This is a genomic window from Streptomyces sp. NPDC006314, from assembly GCF_040613075.1.
Taxonomy (GTDB): Bacteria; Actinomycetota; Actinomycetes; order Streptomycetales; family Streptomycetaceae; genus Streptomyces.
Genome location: NZ_JBEXRL010000016.1, coordinates 84,144 through 100,458 on the forward strand (window position 1 = coordinate 84,144; position 16,315 = coordinate 100,458).

General features: G+C 70.9%; 19 protein-coding genes. 9 read left to right on the forward strand and 10 right to left on the reverse strand.

Features of this window, described 5'->3' with window-relative positions; translation table 11 throughout:
* Positions 1 to 47 precede the first annotated feature (47 nt).
* Together ABZ079_RS26470 and ABZ079_RS26475 are read right to left on the reverse strand one after the other, a co-directional pair.
* A complete protein-coding gene (locus tag ABZ079_RS26470; protein WP_356941943.1) occupies positions 48 to 929 on the reverse strand; it encodes a pyridoxal-phosphate dependent enzyme in 882 nt (293 codons plus the stop codon).
* Between the two features lie 107 nt (positions 930 to 1,036).
* A complete protein-coding gene (locus ABZ079_RS26475) occupies positions 1,037 to 1,630 on the reverse strand; it encodes an N-acetylmuramoyl-L-alanine amidase (protein ID WP_356941944.1) in 594 nt (197 codons plus the stop codon).
* Between the two features lie 289 nt (positions 1,631 to 1,919).
* Between ABZ079_RS26475 and ABZ079_RS26480 the strand changes: the two genes are divergently transcribed.
* From ABZ079_RS26480 to ABZ079_RS26500, 5 genes are all read left to right on the forward strand, one after another.
* A complete protein-coding gene (locus ABZ079_RS26480) occupies positions 1,920 to 3,326 on the forward strand; it encodes a family 2B encapsulin nanocompartment shell protein (protein ID WP_356941945.1) in 1,407 nt (468 codons plus the stop codon).
* 131 nt (positions 3,327 to 3,457) lie between these two features.
* Positions 3,458 to 4,594 carry a family 2 encapsulin nanocompartment cargo protein polyprenyl transferase gene (locus ABZ079_RS26485; protein ID WP_356942022.1) on the forward strand — a complete coding sequence of 379 codons (1,137 nt, stop codon included), beginning with the start codon at positions 3,458 to 3,460 and terminating at the stop codon, positions 4,592 to 4,594.
* A gap of 48 nt (positions 4,595 to 4,642) precedes the next feature.
* Positions 4,643 to 5,047, forward strand: coding sequence for a hypothetical protein (locus ABZ079_RS26490; RefSeq protein ID WP_356941946.1), 405 nt, complete (start codon positions 4,643 to 4,645; stop codon positions 5,045 to 5,047).
* A gap of 55 nt (positions 5,048 to 5,102) precedes the next feature.
* Positions 5,103 to 5,306 carry a hypothetical protein gene (locus tag ABZ079_RS26495; protein ID WP_356941947.1) on the forward strand — a complete coding sequence of 68 codons (204 nt, stop codon included), beginning with the start codon at positions 5,103 to 5,105 and terminating at the stop codon, positions 5,304 to 5,306.
* Between the two features lie 70 nt (positions 5,307 to 5,376).
* The gene (locus ABZ079_RS26500; RefSeq protein ID WP_356941948.1) at positions 5,377 to 5,709 is read left to right on the forward strand and encodes a DUF952 domain-containing protein; all 333 of its coding nucleotides are present in this window, start codon (positions 5,377 to 5,379) and stop codon (positions 5,707 to 5,709) included.
* Positions 5,710 to 5,887: 178 nt separating this feature from the next.
* On the opposite strand, the gene ABZ079_RS26505 is transcribed toward ABZ079_RS26500, so the two are convergent.
* The 4 genes from ABZ079_RS26505 to sodN form a co-directional block, all read right to left on the reverse strand.
* Positions 5,888 to 6,736, reverse strand: coding sequence for a VOC family protein (locus tag ABZ079_RS26505; RefSeq protein WP_356941949.1), 849 nt, complete (start codon positions 6,734 to 6,736; stop codon positions 5,888 to 5,890).
* Positions 6,737 to 6,779: 43 nt separating this feature from the next.
* A complete protein-coding gene (locus ABZ079_RS26510; protein WP_356941950.1) occupies positions 6,780 to 7,196 on the reverse strand; it encodes a VOC family protein in 417 nt (138 codons plus the stop codon).
* 42 nt (positions 7,197 to 7,238) lie between these two features.
* Positions 7,239 to 7,640, reverse strand: coding sequence for a helix-turn-helix transcriptional regulator (locus tag ABZ079_RS26515; RefSeq protein WP_356941951.1), 402 nt, complete (start codon positions 7,638 to 7,640; stop codon positions 7,239 to 7,241).
* A gap of 268 nt (positions 7,641 to 7,908) precedes the next feature.
* Positions 7,909 to 8,304 carry a superoxide dismutase, Ni gene (sodN, locus tag ABZ079_RS26520; protein WP_014674929.1) on the reverse strand — a complete coding sequence of 132 codons (396 nt, stop codon included), beginning with the start codon at positions 8,302 to 8,304 and terminating at the stop codon, positions 7,909 to 7,911.
* Positions 8,305 to 8,449: 145 nt separating this feature from the next.
* Here sodN and sodX point away from each other — a divergent pair, with 145 nt between their 5' ends.
* Complete coding sequence (gene sodX / locus ABZ079_RS26525; protein WP_356941952.1) at positions 8,450 to 8,884, forward strand: nickel-type superoxide dismutase maturation protease; 435 nt, start codon at positions 8,450 to 8,452, stop codon at positions 8,882 to 8,884.
* On the opposite strand, the gene ABZ079_RS26530 is transcribed toward sodX, so the two are convergent.
* Positions 8,788 to 9,417: a CGNR zinc finger domain-containing protein gene (locus tag ABZ079_RS26530; RefSeq protein WP_356941953.1), complete on the reverse strand. Its 630-nt coding sequence runs from the start codon at positions 9,415 to 9,417 to the stop codon at positions 8,788 to 8,790. The two genes, sodX and ABZ079_RS26530, sit on opposite strands and share 97 nt — an antisense overlap.
* 102 nt (positions 9,418 to 9,519) lie before the next feature.
* Between ABZ079_RS26530 and ABZ079_RS26535 the strand changes: the two genes are divergently transcribed.
* Positions 9,520 to 10,278, forward strand: a complete 759-nt coding sequence (locus ABZ079_RS26535) for a class I SAM-dependent methyltransferase (protein ID WP_356941954.1) — start codon at positions 9,520 to 9,522, stop codon at positions 10,276 to 10,278.
* A 315-nt stretch (positions 10,279 to 10,593) separates the two neighbouring features.
* On the opposite strand, the gene ABZ079_RS26540 is transcribed toward ABZ079_RS26535, so the two are convergent.
* From ABZ079_RS26540 to ABZ079_RS26550, 3 genes are read right to left on the reverse strand one after another with little or no spacing between them, the layout of a single operon-like run.
* A complete protein-coding gene (locus ABZ079_RS26540) occupies positions 10,594 to 11,346 on the reverse strand; it encodes an amino acid ABC transporter ATP-binding protein (protein WP_356942023.1) in 753 nt (250 codons plus the stop codon).
* 50 nt (positions 11,347 to 11,396) lie between these two features.
* Complete coding sequence (locus ABZ079_RS26545; RefSeq protein WP_356941955.1) at positions 11,397 to 12,335, reverse strand: amino acid ABC transporter permease; 939 nt, start codon at positions 12,333 to 12,335, stop codon at positions 11,397 to 11,399.
* Positions 12,336 to 12,373: 38 nt separating this feature from the next.
* Positions 12,374 to 13,330 (reverse strand): ABC transporter substrate-binding protein, encoded by a 957-nt coding sequence (locus ABZ079_RS26550; RefSeq protein WP_356941956.1) that lies wholly within the window; start codon positions 13,328 to 13,330, stop codon positions 12,374 to 12,376.
* Positions 13,331 to 13,930: 600 nt separating this feature from the next.
* On the opposite strand from ABZ079_RS26550, the gene ABZ079_RS26555 reads away from it, so the two are divergent.
* Together ABZ079_RS26555 and ABZ079_RS26560 are read left to right on the forward strand one after the other, a co-directional pair.
* The gene (locus ABZ079_RS26555) at positions 13,931 to 15,154 is read left to right on the forward strand and encodes an NADP-dependent malic enzyme (protein ID WP_356941957.1); all 1,224 of its coding nucleotides are present in this window, start codon (positions 13,931 to 13,933) and stop codon (positions 15,152 to 15,154) included.
* 195 nt (positions 15,155 to 15,349) lie between these two features.
* Positions 15,350 to 16,315 (forward strand): zinc-binding dehydrogenase, encoded by a 966-nt coding sequence (locus ABZ079_RS26560; protein ID WP_356941958.1) that lies wholly within the window; start codon positions 15,350 to 15,352, stop codon positions 16,313 to 16,315.

The window sequence follows — 16,315 nt, forward strand, 5'->3', positions numbered from 1 at the left end:
CGTCCGCCGGCGACTCGTCCGGCACCGAGAAGAGACCGAAGCGTTGGTCACGCGGTCATCACCGCCGCCACCGTCGTCCCACCCGCGATCGCCCCTTCCTCTACAAGACTGACAAGTCCATACAGCAACTTGGCGACATACAGCCGCTCCACCAGGAGCCCGTGCCGTTCCTCGAAATCCTGGGCGAAAGCCTCCAGTTCGGGGGTCGTCCGCGCGTACCCCCCGAAGTGGAACCGCTCGTCGAGGGACCACTCGCCCCGCCGGCCACCGAAGGCACCCTCCTGCAACCCGCGTATCCCGGCCTCCAGAAAGCCCCCCTTGAGCACGGGCACCCCCAACGCCCGCTGCCCGGCCCCCAGGCCCGCCGCCAGCCCGGCCAGGGTGCCCCCCGTGCCGCAGGCGATCGCCACCACGTCGGCCCGGCCCCGCAGCTCCTCGCCGAGGGCACGGCATCCTCGTACGGCCGCCGTATTGCTGCCGCCCTCCGGCACGACGTACGCGTCCCCGGCGCCGGCCGCCCGCAGGATGCCGGCCAGTGTCTCCGGCTCGGACTTGCGCCGGTACGTCGCCCGGTCCACGAAGTGCAACCGCATGCCGTCGGCCGCGCACCGGGTCAGGGAGGGGTTGAGGGTGCGGCCGGCCAGCTCCTGGCCGCGGACCACGCCGACCGTGGGGAAGCCGAGGAGGCGGCCGGCGGCGGCGGTGGCCCGCAGGTGGTTGGAGTAGGCCCCGCCGAAGGTGACCAGCGCACGGCCCCCGGCCGCCTCGATGTTCGGCACCAGCTTGCGCCACTTGTTGCCGATCAGCTCCGGGTGGATCAGATCGTCCCGCTTGAGGAGCAGGCGCACACCGCGACGGTCGAAACGGTCGTCGCGCACCTCCTGGAGGGGGGAGGGGAGGCGGGCGGTGAGCGGGTCGGGGCTGGTCACAGCTTCATTGTCGCCCGGCGCGGGAGACGCCCCCGAAGGGGTGCGGGGAACAGTGCGACCGGCGACGACGGACCCGCACCCGGCGACGGTCCGCATCCCCCACGGCGCTACCCCTTCAGGCGCTCGGCGATCCGCTCCCGCAGCCACGCCATCGTGAACCCCCGCGGGTCCACCTTCCCCGGCTGCCACTCCAGGTGACCGATGACCGACCGTTCCGTCCAGCCGTGCCGCCGGCACACCGCGGCCGCCGCCCGCTCGATCGCGTCCAGCTGCGCCTCGGGCCAGGGATCCTCGCCGTCGCCCAGGTTCTCGCACTCGAAGCCGTAGAAGTGCCGGTTGCCGTCGGTGTTCGCCTCGTTGTCGGGCGGCAGACGCTTCTCGGCGATGACCGCGCGCAGGACCTCGTCGTCGCCGAGGCCGGCGTGGTTGGCGCGGCCGTAGCCGACCAGGTGGACCGTGCCGTCCTTGGTGATCACGCCGTGGCACAGCGGGCCGGGCAGCGCCGGGAAGCCGTCGCGGCAGACCTCCACCGTGTGCGCGCTGCCCCTGGTCACCGTGTGGTGGATCATCACGCCGTGGACGGGGCCCCAGGGGCCCTTGTGGTTGCGGTTGTGGTGCCGCCAGTCGCCGACCCCGACGACCGTGACGCCCTCCGCCTGAAGCGCGTGCAGAAATCCGCTCGCGGACATGGGTGGGGCCATGACCGACTCCTTCGTGCCGTGCCCTACGGCCGCGGTCGCGGCCCTCTCCTACCGGTGCTTCTACCGAAACCGGACGTGTCGGACCACACGGTTCGCACGCCGTGCGAGCCGATCCGGACAGGTCGGGCATCAGGGGCCGGGCTGGGCAAGATCCCTCTTTCTGCCCAGTAGTGCGATGATCCATTCCCGCTCTTTCGGGTAATGGTGCGTATGCGTTCCGTGATGGAAGGCTTGTCTGCGAGACCGGTGTGCGATTCGGCACCGGGCATACAGGAGAGGGCACTTCCATATGTCGGTAGGCGAAGAGGTCCGCACGGATCAGGGCAGGCCGCAGCAGTCCCTCGGGACGACGGCCGCGCGGAACCTGGCCACCACCACCAAGTCCGTCCCGCAGATGCAGGAGATCAGCTCCCGCTGGCTGCTGCGCACGCTGCCCTGGGTGGACGTCCAGGGCGGCACCTACCGGGTGAACAGGCGCCTGACGTACGCCGTCGGCGACGGCCGCATCACCTTCGTGAAGACCGGGGACCAGGTGGAGGTCATCCCGGCCGAACTCGGTGAGCTGCCGGTCCTGCGGTCGTACGAGGACGAGGAGGTGCTGACGGAGCTGGCCCGGCGCTGCCGCCAGCGCGACTTCGCGCCCGGCGAGGTGATCGCCGACTTCGGCAACCAGACCGACAAGGTGTACCTGCTCGCCCACGGAAGGGTGGAGAAGGTCGGCACGGGCCCGTACGGCGACGACGCCGTCCTCGGAGTCCTCGCCGACGGCGCCTATTTCGGTGACCAGGCGCTGCTCGACCCGGACGCCATCTGGGAGTACACCGTCCGCGCGGACACCGCGACCACGGTGCTGATCCTCGGACGCCAGGACTTCGAGCAGGTGGCGGAGCGCTCCGACTCGCTGCGGGAGCACCTCGAGCGTGCGCGCGCCATCCCCGAGCAGCGGACCAACAAGTACGGTGAGAAGGAGGTCGAGCTGGCGGCCGGTCACTCCGGCGAGCCCGACATCCCGCACACCTTCGTGGACTACGAGCCCCGGCCCCGCGAGTACGAACTGAGCATCGCCCAGACCGTGCTGCGCATCCACTCGCGCGTGGCCGACCTGTACAACCAGCCGATGAACCAGACCGAGCAGCAGCTGCGGCTCACGGTCGAGGCGCTCAAGGAGCGCCAGGAACACGAGCTGGTCAACAACCGGGAGTTCGGTCTCCTCCACAACTGCGAGTACGACCAGCGGATCCAGCCGCACGACGGCGTGCCCAGCCCGGACGACCTGGACGAGTTGCTCAGCCGCCGTCGGGGCACCAAGCTGCTCCTGGCCCACCCGCGCGCGATCGCCGCGATCGGGCGTGAGCTGAACAAGCGGGGCCTGGTCCCCGAGACGCTCGACATCGCCGGCAACCGCATCCCCACCTGGCGCGGTGTGCCGATCTACCCGTGCAACAAGATCCCGATCAGCGAGGCCCGTACGACCTCCGTCATCGCCATGCGTACCGGCGAGGCGGAGCAGGGTGTCATCGGCCTCAGGCAGTCCGGCATCCCGGACGAGATCGAGCCCAGCCTCTCCGTCCGGTTCATGGGCATCAACGAACAGGCCATCATCAAGTACCTGGTGACGGCCTACTACTCGGCCGCCGTCCTGGTGCCCGACGCGCTCGGCGTACTGGAGAACGTCGAGATCGGCCGGTGGAGGTGACGTCTCCGCACGTCGCGGCGGTGTCCCCGCCCGCCGCGGCGGGTACACCCCCGAGGTGCACGACCGGCCGGGCCGGCGACGCGGGCGCCCCCGGACCTGGCGAGGGGGAGGCGGGAGGCGTGGCCGAGTTCATGACGGACACGGAACAGCGAGCCCCCGCCGTGCCGCGCCCGGGCACGACGGCGGCAAGGCGGGGGACGAGGGGCGACGGCGCCGCCGGTCCGCTCGACGGGCAGGAGGCGGCGGTGCTGCTGGAGCGCACCCGCGCCCTGGTCGACCCGGCGCTGCGTGCGGCCGTCGAGTCGCTGCCCGGCTCCATGCGCCGGATCGCCCTCTATCACTTCGGCTGGCAGCACGCGGACGGCAGCCCGGCGGCGGGCAACGCCGGCAAGGCGATACGGCCCGCGCTCGTTCTCGCCGCGGCCGCCGCGCTCGGTGGCTCCGCGGCCCGGGCAGCGGCCGTCCGGGCGGCAGCGGCGGTCGAACTGGTCCACAACTTCACGCTGTTGCACGACGACGTGATGGACCGGGACACCTCCCGGCGGCACCGGCCCACAGCCTGGACCGTGTTCGGTGACGCCGACGCGATCCTCGCCGGGGACGCCTTGCAGGCGCTCGCCCTCCGGCTGCTCGCCGAGGACCCGCACCCGGCCTCCGCCCCGGCCGCGGCCCGGCTCGCGGCGTGTGTCGTGGAGCTGTGCGCCGGCCAGCACACGGACACCGACCTGGAGCGCCGCGCCCCGGGCGAGGTCACCCTCGACGAAGTGCTCGTCATGGCCGAGGCGAAGACCGGCGCGCTGCTGGGCTGCGCCTGCGCCCTCGGAGCGCTGTACGCGGGTGCCGGGGAGGAGGATGCGGCCGCGCTGGACGGGTTCGGACGGCAGGCCGGGCTCGCCTTCCAGCTGATCGATGACGTCATCGGTATATGGGGAGACCCGAGGCACACCGGCAAGCCGGTCGGCGCGGATCTCGCCGCCCGCAAGAAGTCCCTGCCGGTGGTGGCGGCGCTCACCTCCGGCACTCCGGCGGCGGCCGAACTCGCCGCGCTGTACGGGAAGCCGCACCTCACGGAGGAGGTGGAGACGGCCCGGGAGATCGCTCGCACGGCACAGTTCGTGGAGCGGGCCGGCGGCCGGGACTGGGCGCAGGCCGAGGCGGCCGACCGGATGGCCCGCGCCATGCAGGAACTGGCCCGCGCGGTCCCCGACCCCGAGGCGGCGGGCGGCCTGCTGGCGCTGGCCGAGTTCGTGACCCGGCGCAGCGGTTGAGTGCTGCCGCCCCCGGCAGCCGAGAAGAACCCCGGAGTCCCCGGGACCGTGCGGTTCCTGACCCCGCGCGGTCACCGGGGACTTCGGCCAGGCGGGCCCCGCTCCTCCCCGCAGTGCGCGGGCCCGCCACTGAGCGCCCCGAAACCACCTTGCGAACACTCCTGGACGAGGAGTACCTCGACGTCACGGCGTCGGCGGGACGACCTGACCGGCCGGGTCCGGGCGCTCAAGGCCGAGGAGGGCGGCCTGGGCGTCTACCTGTGCGGCGGCTCGTGCGTCGCCGGAGAACCGCTCGACGAGATCGACGAACTCGTCAGGAAGTCTCACCCGATCGTCCACGGCACGGGCAGGACGATGTTCGGCGCCGGACCCGACATCAAGGAGTGCACCCTCGACGGGGTGCGGGCCCTCACGAACGGCGTCGTCGTGCGGAATAACGCCAGGCGGCACTGAGCGGGCCGGCGTCCGCCGGGAAGCGTCGGGCCCGCGCCCGCTCTACCCTGAGGGCATGGCCAGGGACGAATCCGTCTGTCCCGTCTGCGGACAGCCCGTCGAAACCGTTGTCAGGCGGCACAAGACGCTGGGGGCCTGGGTGCCGGTCTGGGGCCCCGGCCCGTGCCGCAATCCCGACTGCCCGGCCCACGCCGGACCCGGCGCCCCGCCCGTCGCCCCGGCCGCACGGCAACAGCCCGAGGAGTCCGGCGGGAAGTGATACCGGGCCCGTGTCGGGAAAGCGCCGTCCGCGGACGCGCCTCGTCCGGCCGGCGCCGTAGCGTGGGCGCATGCCGAAACTGCCCCGCATCTTCCATGTCACCGAGCGCTCCTTGTGGGAGGCGGCGCGCGAGCGAGGCGCCTATGAGGTGTCGACGCGTGGCCGCACCCTTCAGGAGGAGGGCTTCATCCACTTCTCCACCCGTGAGCAGCTCCCGCGCATCGCCGACCTCCTCTACGGCGACTACGACGGTCCCGACGAGCTGATCGTCCTGGCAGTCGACCCGGCCCGGGTCGGAGTTCCGGTGAAGTACGAGGCCGTGGAGCCGGGCGGCGAGGAGTTCCCGCACGTGTACGGGCCGGTGCCGGCCCATGCCGTGGTGGACGTGGAGCCCTGGGGGTGAGCCGGCCTGAGGGTGTGGGCCGCTGGTGGCGGCGGTGGGCGGTGACGGCGTGGGTGATGGCCGTGGCCGTCGGGGGAGGCCTCACGCTCGTGCTCCAGGAGGAGGCCCGGCCGAAGGGCCCGTACCGGTGGGAGTACGGGGACGGCTCGTCGCCCCCGCCGGAGGTGAACGGCGTGAATCAGCCACTGGACGGCCACGGCTGCTCGCCGAGTCCGACGGCCGGGCCCCCGGAAGACCCCGCCGGCACCCGGGTCCAGTGCTTCTCCACGTCGACGGTTCGCTGATCGCGGCCCGGCAGGCCGCCCGTCTCCGGGTCCCGGCCGGTCAGGCAGTACGTGCCGCCGGCCGGATCCCGCAGCACCGCCCAGTGGGCGCCCTGGCGCACGAGGGCGGCCCCCAGCTCTTCGTGCCGCGAGCGGACGGCGGCGATGTCCGCGCAGGCCAGGTCCAGGTGGGCGGAGGCCGGCCGCTCGTCGTCGAGCCGCTGGAGCAGCAGCCGCACGGGCAGGCCCGCCGGCGGTTTCAGCACCGTGAACTCCGGCCGGGACCCCGGCTGCCGCTCCCAGCCGGTGAGCCGGTCCCAGAAGGCGGTCTCGGCGTCGTACGCGGACGGCGGGATGTCGAGGCACACCTGGTCCAGGCGGCTGCCCGCCACCACCGGCGGCCGTACCGTCTCCCCGTGCCAGGGCACCGCACAGAACAACGGGCCCGCGGGCGACCGCAGGACGGCCCAGTCGCCGTGGTCCGCCACGAGATCCGCGCCGAGTTCGCGGGCGGCCCGGATCAACTCCCGCACGTCCTCGGTGCAGAGGTCGATATGGGCGCCGCCGTCTGTCTCGGCGACGCCCTGGAGCTTCACGCACGCGTCCGTCCCGTCGGCCCCGCCGGGCAGCAGCGTCAGGAACTCGCCCTGGTCGCCCCGAAGTTGGGACAGCCGGGTGCCGGTCACGGCCGTCCAGAAGGCGCGCGCCTCGGCCAGGCGTGCGGCGGGCCGGTCGACGAAGGCGTAGGTCCAGCGAATGATCACGTTCGGGAGTGTAGGCGTGAAGTCCCCCGAGCGCCGGGGGCGTTCACTGCGTGGGCCGCTGGAGGAAGCGCAGCTGGTTCCCGGCCGGGTCCCGGAAGGCGCAGTCGCGCACCCCGTACGGCTGGTCCGTCGGTTCCTGCAGCACATCCGCTCCGGACCCACGCACCCGCTCGAACAGCGCGTCGCAGTCCTCGGTGGTGAAGATGACCCCGCGCAGCATGCCCTTGGCGAGCAGTTCGGCCATCGCCTGCCGGTCGGCGGGGGAGGCGTCGGGGTTCGCGCCCGGCGGCTCCAGCACGATCTCCACGTCCGGCTGGAGAGGCGAGCCCAGCGTCACCCACCGCATGTTCTCGAAGCCCACGTCGTTGCGGACCTCCAGGCCGAGCACGTCACGGTAGAAGGCCAGGGCCTTGTCGTGGTCGTCCACCGCGATGAAGCACTGCTTGAGTTTCACGTCCATGGGGTCACGCTAGGCCCTCTTCGGGCCGTGGCGCGCGGGACCTCACCAGGGCCGGCGGCGCGGGCGGGTGAGCGTACGGGCCACGCAGGACGGGATCACCGCGCTCGCCTCGTGGTCGCGGGCCCGGTAGGCGCTCGGCGTCTCGCCGACCAGCTCGGTGAAGCGGGAACTGAAGGAGCCGAGCGAGGTACAGCCGACGGCGAGGCACACTTCGGTCACGGTGAGATCGCCCCGGCGCAGCAGCGCCTTGGCCCGCTCGATCCGGCGGGTCATGAGATAGCTGTACGGCGTCTCGCCGAAGGCCTTGCGGAAGCTGCGCTGGAAGTGACCGGGGGACATCAGGGCGTTGCGGGCCAGCTCCGTCATGTCGAGGGGCTCGGCGTACTCGCGGTCCATACGGTCCCGCACGCGCCGCAGCCGTCTGAGGTCCTCCAGGGCGGTCATTCCCTCAGCTTCGCACAGGGGCACACGACAGCGTCCTGCCGCTTCGGCGGAGCGTTGCTTCCGGTTCTCCGCGCATGGCTCCGCGTAGGGGCATGCCCGGGGAGAGGGAGTCGGAGGTGCTCGGTCCGCCGGGCTGCCCGGCGTCCGGGGTGCGGAGACGACCGCACCCGGACCGCCAGGGACGCCGTGGTCGGCGGCCTGTGGGCCGGGTGCGGAAGGTGGACCAAGCGACCGAACAAAATCGCAGGTCAAGCGGCATGATCCAAGATCAGGCCTTCTTGGTCTCCCAGAAGATCTTGTCGATCTGGGCGATGTAGTCCAGCGCCTTCTGGCCCGTCGCCGGGTCGGTGGACGCCTTGGCGGCCGAGAGGGCCTTCAGGGTGTCGTTGACCAGCTGGTGCAGCTCCGGGTACTTCTCGAAGTGCGGGGCCTTGAAGTAGTCGCTCCAGAGCACGGAGACGTGGTGCTTCGCGAGTTCCGCGCGCTGCTCCTTGATGACGGTGGCACGCGCCTGGAAGTGGGGGTCGTCATTGCCGGCCATCTTTTCCTGGACGGCCTTCACCGACTCCGCCTCGATGCGGGCCTGGGCCGGGTCGTACACGCCGCAGGGCAGGTCGCAGTGGGCGCTGACCTTGACCTTGGGGGCAAACAGGCGGGAAAGCATGGAGCATTCCTTCCTCGTGATCGTCTTCTCAGGTGCGACATTACTCCCTGTGGAAGGCGATTTCTCGGGCGCCCCCTAGGGCTTAGGACAAAAGTCCAGGGTGAGACTGAGACTGGTGGAGGAACGGACCGGGGAGGTGCCGGGGATGCCGGAGCCGTCGCAGGAGACCGAGCGGGGGAGGGCCGTGGCGCCCTTGGGGCTGGCCGAGGTGACGGGCCCGTCCATGGTGCCCACGCTCCGGCACGGTGACCGGCTGCTGCTGCAGTACGGGGCCGTGATCCGATCAGGGGACGTCGTGGTCCTGCGTCATCCGTTCCAGCAGGACCTGCTGGTCGTCAAACGGGCCGTGGAGCGGCGCGAGGGCGGCTGGTGGGTGCTCGGGGACAATCCGTACGCGGGTGGGGACAGCACCGACTACGGGGTCGTGCCGGATGAACTCATCCTGGGCAAGGCCCGGTTCAGGTACCGGCCCCTGCCGGCCGGTCAGCGCTCGCCGCTGACGCTGGTGCGCTGGGCACTCTCGGCCGCGAGGCCGCTCTTCTCCGACCGGTCGGCCTCCAGGCGCTTGCGGGCCCGGTAGGCGGCCACGTTGGCGCGGGTCGCGCAACGGTCGGAGCAGTAGCGCCGGGAGCGGTTGGTGGAGGTGTCGAGGTAGGCGTTGCGGCACGGGGCCGCCTCGCACAGGCCGAGGCGGTCCACGCCGTACTCGGTCAGGTGGAAGGCCAGGCCCATCGCCGCGATCGCCGCGTAGCCGGCGGTGGCGTTGGACGGGTGGTCGGCCAGGTGCATGTGCCACAGCGGGCGGCCGTCCTCGTCGCGGTAGTCGTGCCCGGAGATCTGGGGGCTCACCGGGAACTCCAGCAGCAGTGAGTTCAGCAGGTCCACGGCGAGGGTCTCGTCGTCCTTGTCGGCCGCTTCGAAGACCGCGCGCAGCCGGGCCCGGACCGAGCGGAAGCGTGTGACATCGGCGTCCGTGGCGCGGCGGGCCGCCGACGAGTTGGCGCCGAAGAGGTCGCGGACGGCCTCGACCGAGGTCAGGGTGTCCTTGCCCCGGGCCGGTTCCTCGCTGTTGACGAGACGCACGGCGTAATCCGAGTAATAGGCCAGTTCCACTTGTAGTCCTTACGGTGGCGCTTTATGGTGTCGTGTCTGCGGTCGGGTAACAGCCGGTCGTGTATCCAGGGTATTACGCGGAACGAGGGGAGCTGAGGGTCCATGACCACGAGCACCGGGACCGACTGGGCGGCCTGGCAGGAGAGCTGGGACCGGCAGCAGGAGTGGTACATGCCGGACCGTGAGGAACGCTTCCGGATCATGCTCGACATGGTGGAGGCGCTCGTGGGCACCGCCCCGCGCGTGCTCGACCTGGCGTGCGGCACCGGCAGCATCACCGCCCGGCTGCTCGCCCGCTTCCCGGAGGCCACCAGCACCGGCGTCGACCTCGACCCGGCGCTGCTCGCCATCGCGCGCGGCACCTTCGAGGGCGACGACCGGGTCTCCTTCGTCACCGCCGACCTCAAGAATCCCGACTGGACGGCGAAGCTGCCGTACGACTCCTACGACGCCGTCCTGACCGCCACGGCCCTGCACTGGCTGCACAGCGAACCCCTCGCGGCCCTCTACGGTCAGGTCGCGGAACTCGTACGCGACGGCGGTGTCTTCATGAACGCGGACCACATGATCGACGAGACGACGCCCCGGATCAACGCGGCCGAGCGCGCCCGGCGCCACGCGCGCATGGATCAGGCCAAGCGGGACGGGGCCCTGGACTGGGCCGAGTGGTGGCAGCTCGCGGCCCAGGATCCCGTCCTCGCCGAGCCGACCGCCAAGCGCTTCGAGATCTACGGCGAGCACGCCGACGGGGACATGCCCTCGGCGGCCTGGCATGCGCGTGTGCTGCGCGAGCAGGGCTTCGGCGAGGCCCGGCCGGTGTGGTGCTCCCCGTCGGACACCCTGCTGCTGGCACTGAAGTAGGTGCGAGCCGCGCGCCGCGGAGGCGGTACGAGGGGTGCGTACCCCCTCTTCCGTGTCCCGGGGGCCTGCCCCTCGCACTGGCGCCGGCGGTCCGGCCGCCCATCGCCCTCGGCCCCGGGGCCCGGCTGCCGCCCCTGCCGCTCGTGCTGCACCGAGGGGCCACCGCCCCCGGACCCCCGCAAACGCCGGAAGGACGAAAGGTTCCCGCTCACGCGGGCCCGGCTGCGGCAACCGGCGCCGAAGCACCGCCTGTTGTCCTCGCCGCATGGGGAAGGGCGGTACGGAGAGCCCGTACCGCCCTTCCCCGGCGACGTGTCAGAGAACCTTGGACAGGAACGACTGCGTCCGCTCGTGCTGCGGGTTGGTCAGGACATCCCGGGGATGGCCGGATTCGACCACCACACCGTCGTCCATGAACACCAGGCTGTCGCCCACCTCGCGGGCGAAGCCCATCTCGTGGGTGACGACGACCATGGTCATACCGGACTCGGCGAGGTCGCGCATGACGTCAAGGACGTCACCGACCAGCTCCGGGTCCAGGGCCGAGGTCGGCTCGTCGAACAGCATCAGCTTCGGGTCCATCGCGAGGGCCCGGGCGATCGCCACACGCTGCTGCTGGCCGCCGGAGAGCTGCGAGGGGTAGTGCCCGGCCCGGTCGGCCAGGCCCACGCGCTCCAGCAGCTGCATGGCCCGCTCCCGGGCCTGCGTCCTGCTCACGCCCCTCACCTGGACCGGCGCCTCCATGACGTTCTCCAGGGACGTCATGTGCGGGAACAGGTTGAAGCGCTGGAAGACCATGCCGATGTCCCGGCGCTTCGTCGCGACCTCGCGGTCACGCAGCTCGTACAGCTTGTCGCCCTGCTGGCGGTAGCCGACCAGCTCGCCGTCGACGTACAGCCGCCCGGCGTTGATCTTCTCCAGGTGGTTGATGCACCGCAGGAACGTCGACTTGCCGGAGCCGGAGGGGCCGATGAGGCAGAAGACCTCGCCCGGCTTCACCTCCAGGTCGATGCCCTTGAGCACCTCGACGTGGCCGAAGGACTTGTGGACGCCCTCCGCCCTGACCATCGGGACCGTGCCCTGCGCGGGGGTGTCCTGCTTCTTGCTCAGCTTGTCGGTCATGCGCCCACCGCTCCCTTCGGGCGGCCCAGCGACAGCATGTTGGCCTTCACCTTCTGCCACGGCGTGGGCGGCAGCTGGCGGCTGGAGCCACGGGCGTAGTAGCGCTCGATGTAGTACTGGCCCACGCTCAGGACCGAGGTCATGATCAGGTACCAGGCCGCGGCGAGGAAGTACATCTCCACCGGGGCACCGGAGTTCTGGCCGATGTCCTGGGCGTAACGGAACAGCTCGGGATACTGGACGGCCGCCACGAGCGAGGTCGTCTTCAGCATGTTGATCACTTCGTTGCCCGTGGGCGGCACGATGACGCGCATCGCCTGCGGGATGACCACCCGGCGCAGCGTCTTGCCGTGGCTCATGCCCAGGGCGTGGGCCGCCTCGGTCTGGCCCTCGTCCACCGCGAGCAGACCGGCCCGGCAGATCTCGGCCATGTACGCCGCCTCGTTCAGACCCAGGCCGAGCAGCGCCGTCAGCAGCGGCGTCATGAAGTTCGACCACTCGTCTTTGTAGAGCGGCATCAGGTTGATGTAGTGGAAGACCAGGCCCAGGTTGAACCAGAGGAACAGCTGGACCAGGACCGGGGTGCCGCGGAAGAACCAGATGTAGAACCAGGCGATCGCGGAGGTCACCGGGTTCTTCGACAGCCGCATCACCGCCAGGACGATGCCGCCGACGATTCCGATCAGCATCGACAGGACCGTCAGCAGGAGGGTCTTGTAGACACCGGTCATGATCCGGTCGTCGAAGAAGTAGTCCGGTACCGCGTGCCAGTTGATCTGGCCCTGTCCGAACGCGTAGATGATCGCGACGAGGAGTGCGATCGCGATGACGGCGGTGACGTAGCGCCCGTAATGCCGGACCGGAATGGCCTTGATGGCCTCCGCGCCGGCCGGGGGCGTGTCCTTCGGGCCCGCCGTCTTGTCAATGTCAGTCACGGGTGTTGCCTCTCAGTGGCCGCTGGCGCTGCCGCGGGTCACTTGCCGCCGTTGACGACGGACTTCTTGACGGCGCCGTCCTGAGCGCCCCACTTCTCGAGGATCTTCTGGTACTCGCCGTTCCCGATGATCGCGTCCATCGCGGCCTGGAGGGCGCCCCGCAGCTGGGTCTCCTTCTTGGCGACGGCGATGCCGTACGGGGCCGCCTCGACCTGGTCGCCGACGATCTGGAAGTCCTTGCCGCTGCCGGAGGTCTTCACCGCGTACGCGGCGACCGGGAAGTCGGCGGACACGGCGTCCGCGCCACCGGAGCGCAGCCGGGTCTGGGCCTGCTGGTTGTCGTCGAACGCCTCGATGGCGAGCTTCTTGCCGCTCGGACACTTCTTGGCCTGCTGCTTGGCCAGGTCCTCGGAAGTGGTGCCGCGCTGGACGGCGAGCTTCTTGCCGCACAGGTCTTCCCAGGTCGTGATGCCCTTGGTGTCGCCCTTGCGCGTGTAGATCGAGACGCCGGCGGTCAGGTAGTCGACGAAGTCGACGCCCTCGCCGACCTTCTTGCCGGTGTCCGGGTCGACACCCTCCTGACGGTTCTTGTTGTCCGTCATCGCCGACATCGCGATGTCGTAGCGGTCCGAGCGCAGACCGGTGAGCAGGCCGTCGAAGGTGCCGTTCTGGAACTCGAACGTCACCCCGAGCTGCTTGCCCATGGCCGCCGCCAGGTCGGGGTCCAGGCCGACGACCTTGCCGGAGGAGTCCTTGTACTCCACCGGGGCGTAGGCGATGTCCGAGCCGACCCGGATCTTGCCCTTGCTGCGGATGTCCTGCGGGAGCTTGTCGGCCAGCGGGGCGCTGCTGGTCGCGCTGCCGGAGTCGTTGTTCTTGTCCTTGGTCTGGTCACCGCAGCCGGTGAGCAGCAGGGCGCCTGCGACCGCGATCGCACCGACCGCGGCCAGACGGGAGTGCGCGGCGGTGGTACGACGGGTGGAGCTTGCGGTCATCGTGGTTCCTCCGGCGGATGGGAAGAGTTGCCGATGGGTCGACGGAAACACACACCTTCGCGTGTCGCGACCTCGTGGGTTTACGGCATCTTGCCATTCGGACTACGCCATTCAGGGGCGTCACTATGTCAAAATCGGATAACGGGTGCCCCCGAATCACATCAGGTCGGTACATCCCCGGTCCATCACCGCCGAACATCTGCGGGAATCCAGCACTCCGGCCGGAAAATCTTCGGCGCGTCTCACGATGTGATCACCCGCCCGCCGGACCCCGCCGGCCGGGCTTGGGCGCCTGCGCGCCGGACCCCGCCGGCCGGGCCTGCGTGCTTGCGCGCCCATCCGGGCCGTCGGCCGCGTGCCATCCGCGCGTCGCTTCGCGGTTCCGGGATGTGACCTTGCACCTAATGGACTCGTCGTGGGTACCGTCCGTCCGGTAAGAAGGTTCTTTACACCCCTCATCCGGGGCTCAGGGCGCGTGTGCGGCGCGCCCGTCGCGTATGTGCTCGTACGTATCCGCAATCGAGCCGTACGCGGTGCCCGCCCACCCCTCACCAGGAGTGGTCGACCCTCAAACCATGCATACCTAAGGGGTAAAACAAAGTGGCAGCGGAGATCGTCAATCCTCGCAGCGACGCCAGTACGGATCAGGACGGCGGGGCCGAGCCCCTCGATTCCTTCGATCCGGTGTTCGCGCTGCACCGCGGCGGCAAGATGGCTGTGCAGGCCACCGTGCCGGTCCGTGACAAGGACGACCTTTCCCTCGCGTACACGCCCGGTGTGGCGCGCGTGTGCACCGCGATCGCGGAACAGCCGGACCTGGTCAACGACTACACATGGAAGTCCTCGGTGGTGGCCGTCGTGACCGACGGCACGGCCGTGCTCGGACTCGGGGACATCGGTCCCCAGGCCTCCCTCCCCGTGATGGAGGGCAAGGCGATCCTGTTCAAGCAGTTCGGCGGCGTCGACGCGGTGCCGATCGCGCTCGACTGCACCGACGTGGACGACATCGTGGAGACCGTCGTCCGGCTCGCCCCGTCCTTCGGCGGAGTGAACCTGGAGGACATCTCGGCGCCCCGGTGCTTCGAGATCGAGCGCCGGCTGCAGGAGCGCCTCGACATCCCGGTCTTCCACGACGACCAGCACGGTACGGCCGTCGTGACGCTCGCGGCGCTGCGGAACGCGGCCCGGCTGAGCAGGCGCGAGATCGGACAGCTGCGGGCCGTCATCTCGGGCGCCGGCGCGGCCGGTGTCGCCATCGCCAAGATGCTGGTGGAAGCCGGCATCGGGGACGTGGCCGTGGCGGACCGCAAGGGCGTCGTGTCGGCGGACCGGGAGGACCTGACGCCGGTCAAGCGTGAGCTGGCCTCCTTCACCAACAAGGCGGGCCTCACCGGCTCGCTGGAGGACGCCCTCGCGGGCGCCGACGTCTTCATCGGCGTCTCCGGCGGTACGGTCCCGGAGGCGGCCGTGGCCTCCATGGCGGAGGGCGCCTTCGTCTTCGCGATGGCCAACCCGAACCCGGAGGTCCACCCGGAGGTGGCGCACAAGTACGCGGCGGTCGTCGCGACCGGGCGCTCGGACTTCCCGAACCAGATCAACAACGTGCTGGCCTTCCCCGGGATCTTCGCGGGGGCGCTGCAGGTGCGGGCCACACGGATCACGGAGGGCATGAAGATCGCTGCGGCGGAGGCGCTGGCCGCGGTGGTCGGTGACGATCTCGCCGCCGACTATGTGATTCCGTCGCCGTTCGACGAGCGGGTCGCTCCGGCGGTCACGGCGGCGGTCGCGGCTGCTGCTCGTGCCGAGGGCGTCGCTCGTCGCTGACGTTGCGCTGAATGGCCCCGTCCGTTCGGGCGGGGCCGTTTCTTTACCCGCCCGCCCGGCCGATCGGGTGATGGCGAGGGTGCCCTCGACGCCTGTCGGAGGCGGGTGGGCCGAGTGGGTGCTGTCGCGCAAGAGGGCATGTGTCACAGCGCCCCGCGGTTCCGTCGGCTGGACGGCGCACCTATCGTCGAGCCCATGTTCGCTGTCTACGCCGCCCGAATCGACCGCGACCAGCCGCTCACCGGCCTCGAGTTGGGGGAGCGTCCGGCTCCCGAGGCCCGTCCCGGCTGGAGCACCATCACGGTGCGGGCCGCTTCCCTCAACCACCACGACCTCTGGTCCCTGCGCGGCGTCGGCCTCCCCGAGGACCGGCTCCCGATGATCCTCGGCTGCGACGCCGCCGGCATCGACGAGGACGGCAACGAGGTCGTCCTGCACTCCGTCATCGGCCAGACCGGCCATGGCGTCGGCCCGAACGAGCCGCGCTCGATCCTCACCGAGCGCTATCAGGGCACCTTCGCCGAACAGGTCGCCGTACCGACCTGGAACGTCCTGCCCAAGCCCAGGGAACTGTCCTTCGCCGAGGCCGCCTGCCTGCCGACCGCGTGGCTGACGGCGTACCGGATGCTCTTCACCAACGCCGGGGTGCGGCCCGGCGACTCGGTTCTCGTGCAGGGCGCGGGCGGCGGTGTCGCCACGGCCGCGATCGTGCTCGGCAAGGCGGCGGGACTGCGGGTCTTCGCCACCAGCCGCGACGAGGCGAAGCGGAAGCGGGCCCTGGAGCTGGGGGCCGTGGAGGCGGTGGAGCCGGGAGCGCGGCTGCCGCAGCGGGTGGACGCCGTCATCGAGACCGTGGGCGCCGCCACCTGGTCCCACTCGGTGAAGTCGCTCCGGCCCGGCGGCACGCTCGTCATCTCCGGGGCCACCAGCGGGGACCGGCCCTCGCATGCCGAGCTGACCCGCATCTTCTTCCTGGAGCTGAAGGTGGTCGGCTCCACCATGGGCACGAAGGACGAGCTGGAGGACCTGCTCTCCTTCTGCGCCGCGACCGGCGTAAGGCCCGTCATCGACGAGGAGCTGCCGCTGGACCGGGCCCGTGAGGGCTTCGAACGGCTCGCGTCCGGGGAGCAGTTCGGGAAGATCGTGCTCACCAGCTTCTGA

What these genes read in the sequence shown, in the direction of transcription:
- ABZ079_RS26495 (WP_356941947.1), top strand. Translation starts at nt 5,103, where the DNA reads ATGGCCAGGGACGAATCCGTCTGTCCCGTCTGCGGACAGCCCGTCGAA.
- ABZ079_RS26500 (WP_356941948.1), top strand. Translation starts at nt 5,377, where the DNA reads ATGCCGAAACTGCCCCGCATCTTCCATGTCACCGAGCGCTCCTTGTGG.
- ABZ079_RS26480 (WP_356941945.1), top strand. Translation starts at nt 1,920, where the DNA reads ATGTCGGTAGGCGAAGAGGTCCGCACGGATCAGGGCAGGCCGCAGCAG.
- ABZ079_RS26485 (WP_356942022.1), top strand. Translation starts at nt 3,458, where the DNA reads ATGACGGACACGGAACAGCGAGCCCCCGCCGTGCCGCGCCCGGGCACG.
- ABZ079_RS26535 (WP_356941954.1), top strand. Translation starts at nt 9,520, where the DNA reads ATGACCACGAGCACCGGGACCGACTGGGCGGCCTGGCAGGAGAGCTGG.
- ABZ079_RS26515 (WP_356941951.1), bottom strand. Translation starts at nt 7,640, where the DNA reads ATGACCGCCCTGGAGGACCTCAGACGGCTGCGGCGCGTGCGGGACCGT.
- ABZ079_RS26540 (WP_356942023.1), bottom strand. Translation starts at nt 11,346, where the DNA reads ATGGTCAGGGCGGAGGGCGTCCACAAGTCCTTCGGCCACGTCGAGGTG.
- sodN (WP_014674929.1), bottom strand. Translation starts at nt 8,304, where the DNA reads ATGCTTTCCCGCCTGTTTGCCCCCAAGGTCAAGGTCAGCGCCCACTGC.
- ABZ079_RS26550 (WP_356941956.1), bottom strand. Translation starts at nt 13,330, where the DNA reads ATGACCGCAAGCTCCACCCGTCGTACCACCGCCGCGCACTCCCGTCTG.
- ABZ079_RS26560 (WP_356941958.1), top strand. Translation starts at nt 15,350, where the DNA reads ATGTTCGCTGTCTACGCCGCCCGAATCGACCGCGACCAGCCGCTCACC.
- sodX (WP_356941952.1), top strand. Translation starts at nt 8,450, where the DNA reads ATGCCGGAGCCGTCGCAGGAGACCGAGCGGGGGAGGGCCGTGGCGCCC.
- ABZ079_RS26510 (WP_356941950.1), bottom strand. Translation starts at nt 7,196, where the DNA reads ATGGACGTGAAACTCAAGCAGTGCTTCATCGCGGTGGACGACCACGAC.
- ABZ079_RS26475 (WP_356941944.1), bottom strand. Translation starts at nt 1,630, where the DNA reads ATGGCCCCACCCATGTCCGCGAGCGGATTTCTGCACGCGCTTCAGGCG.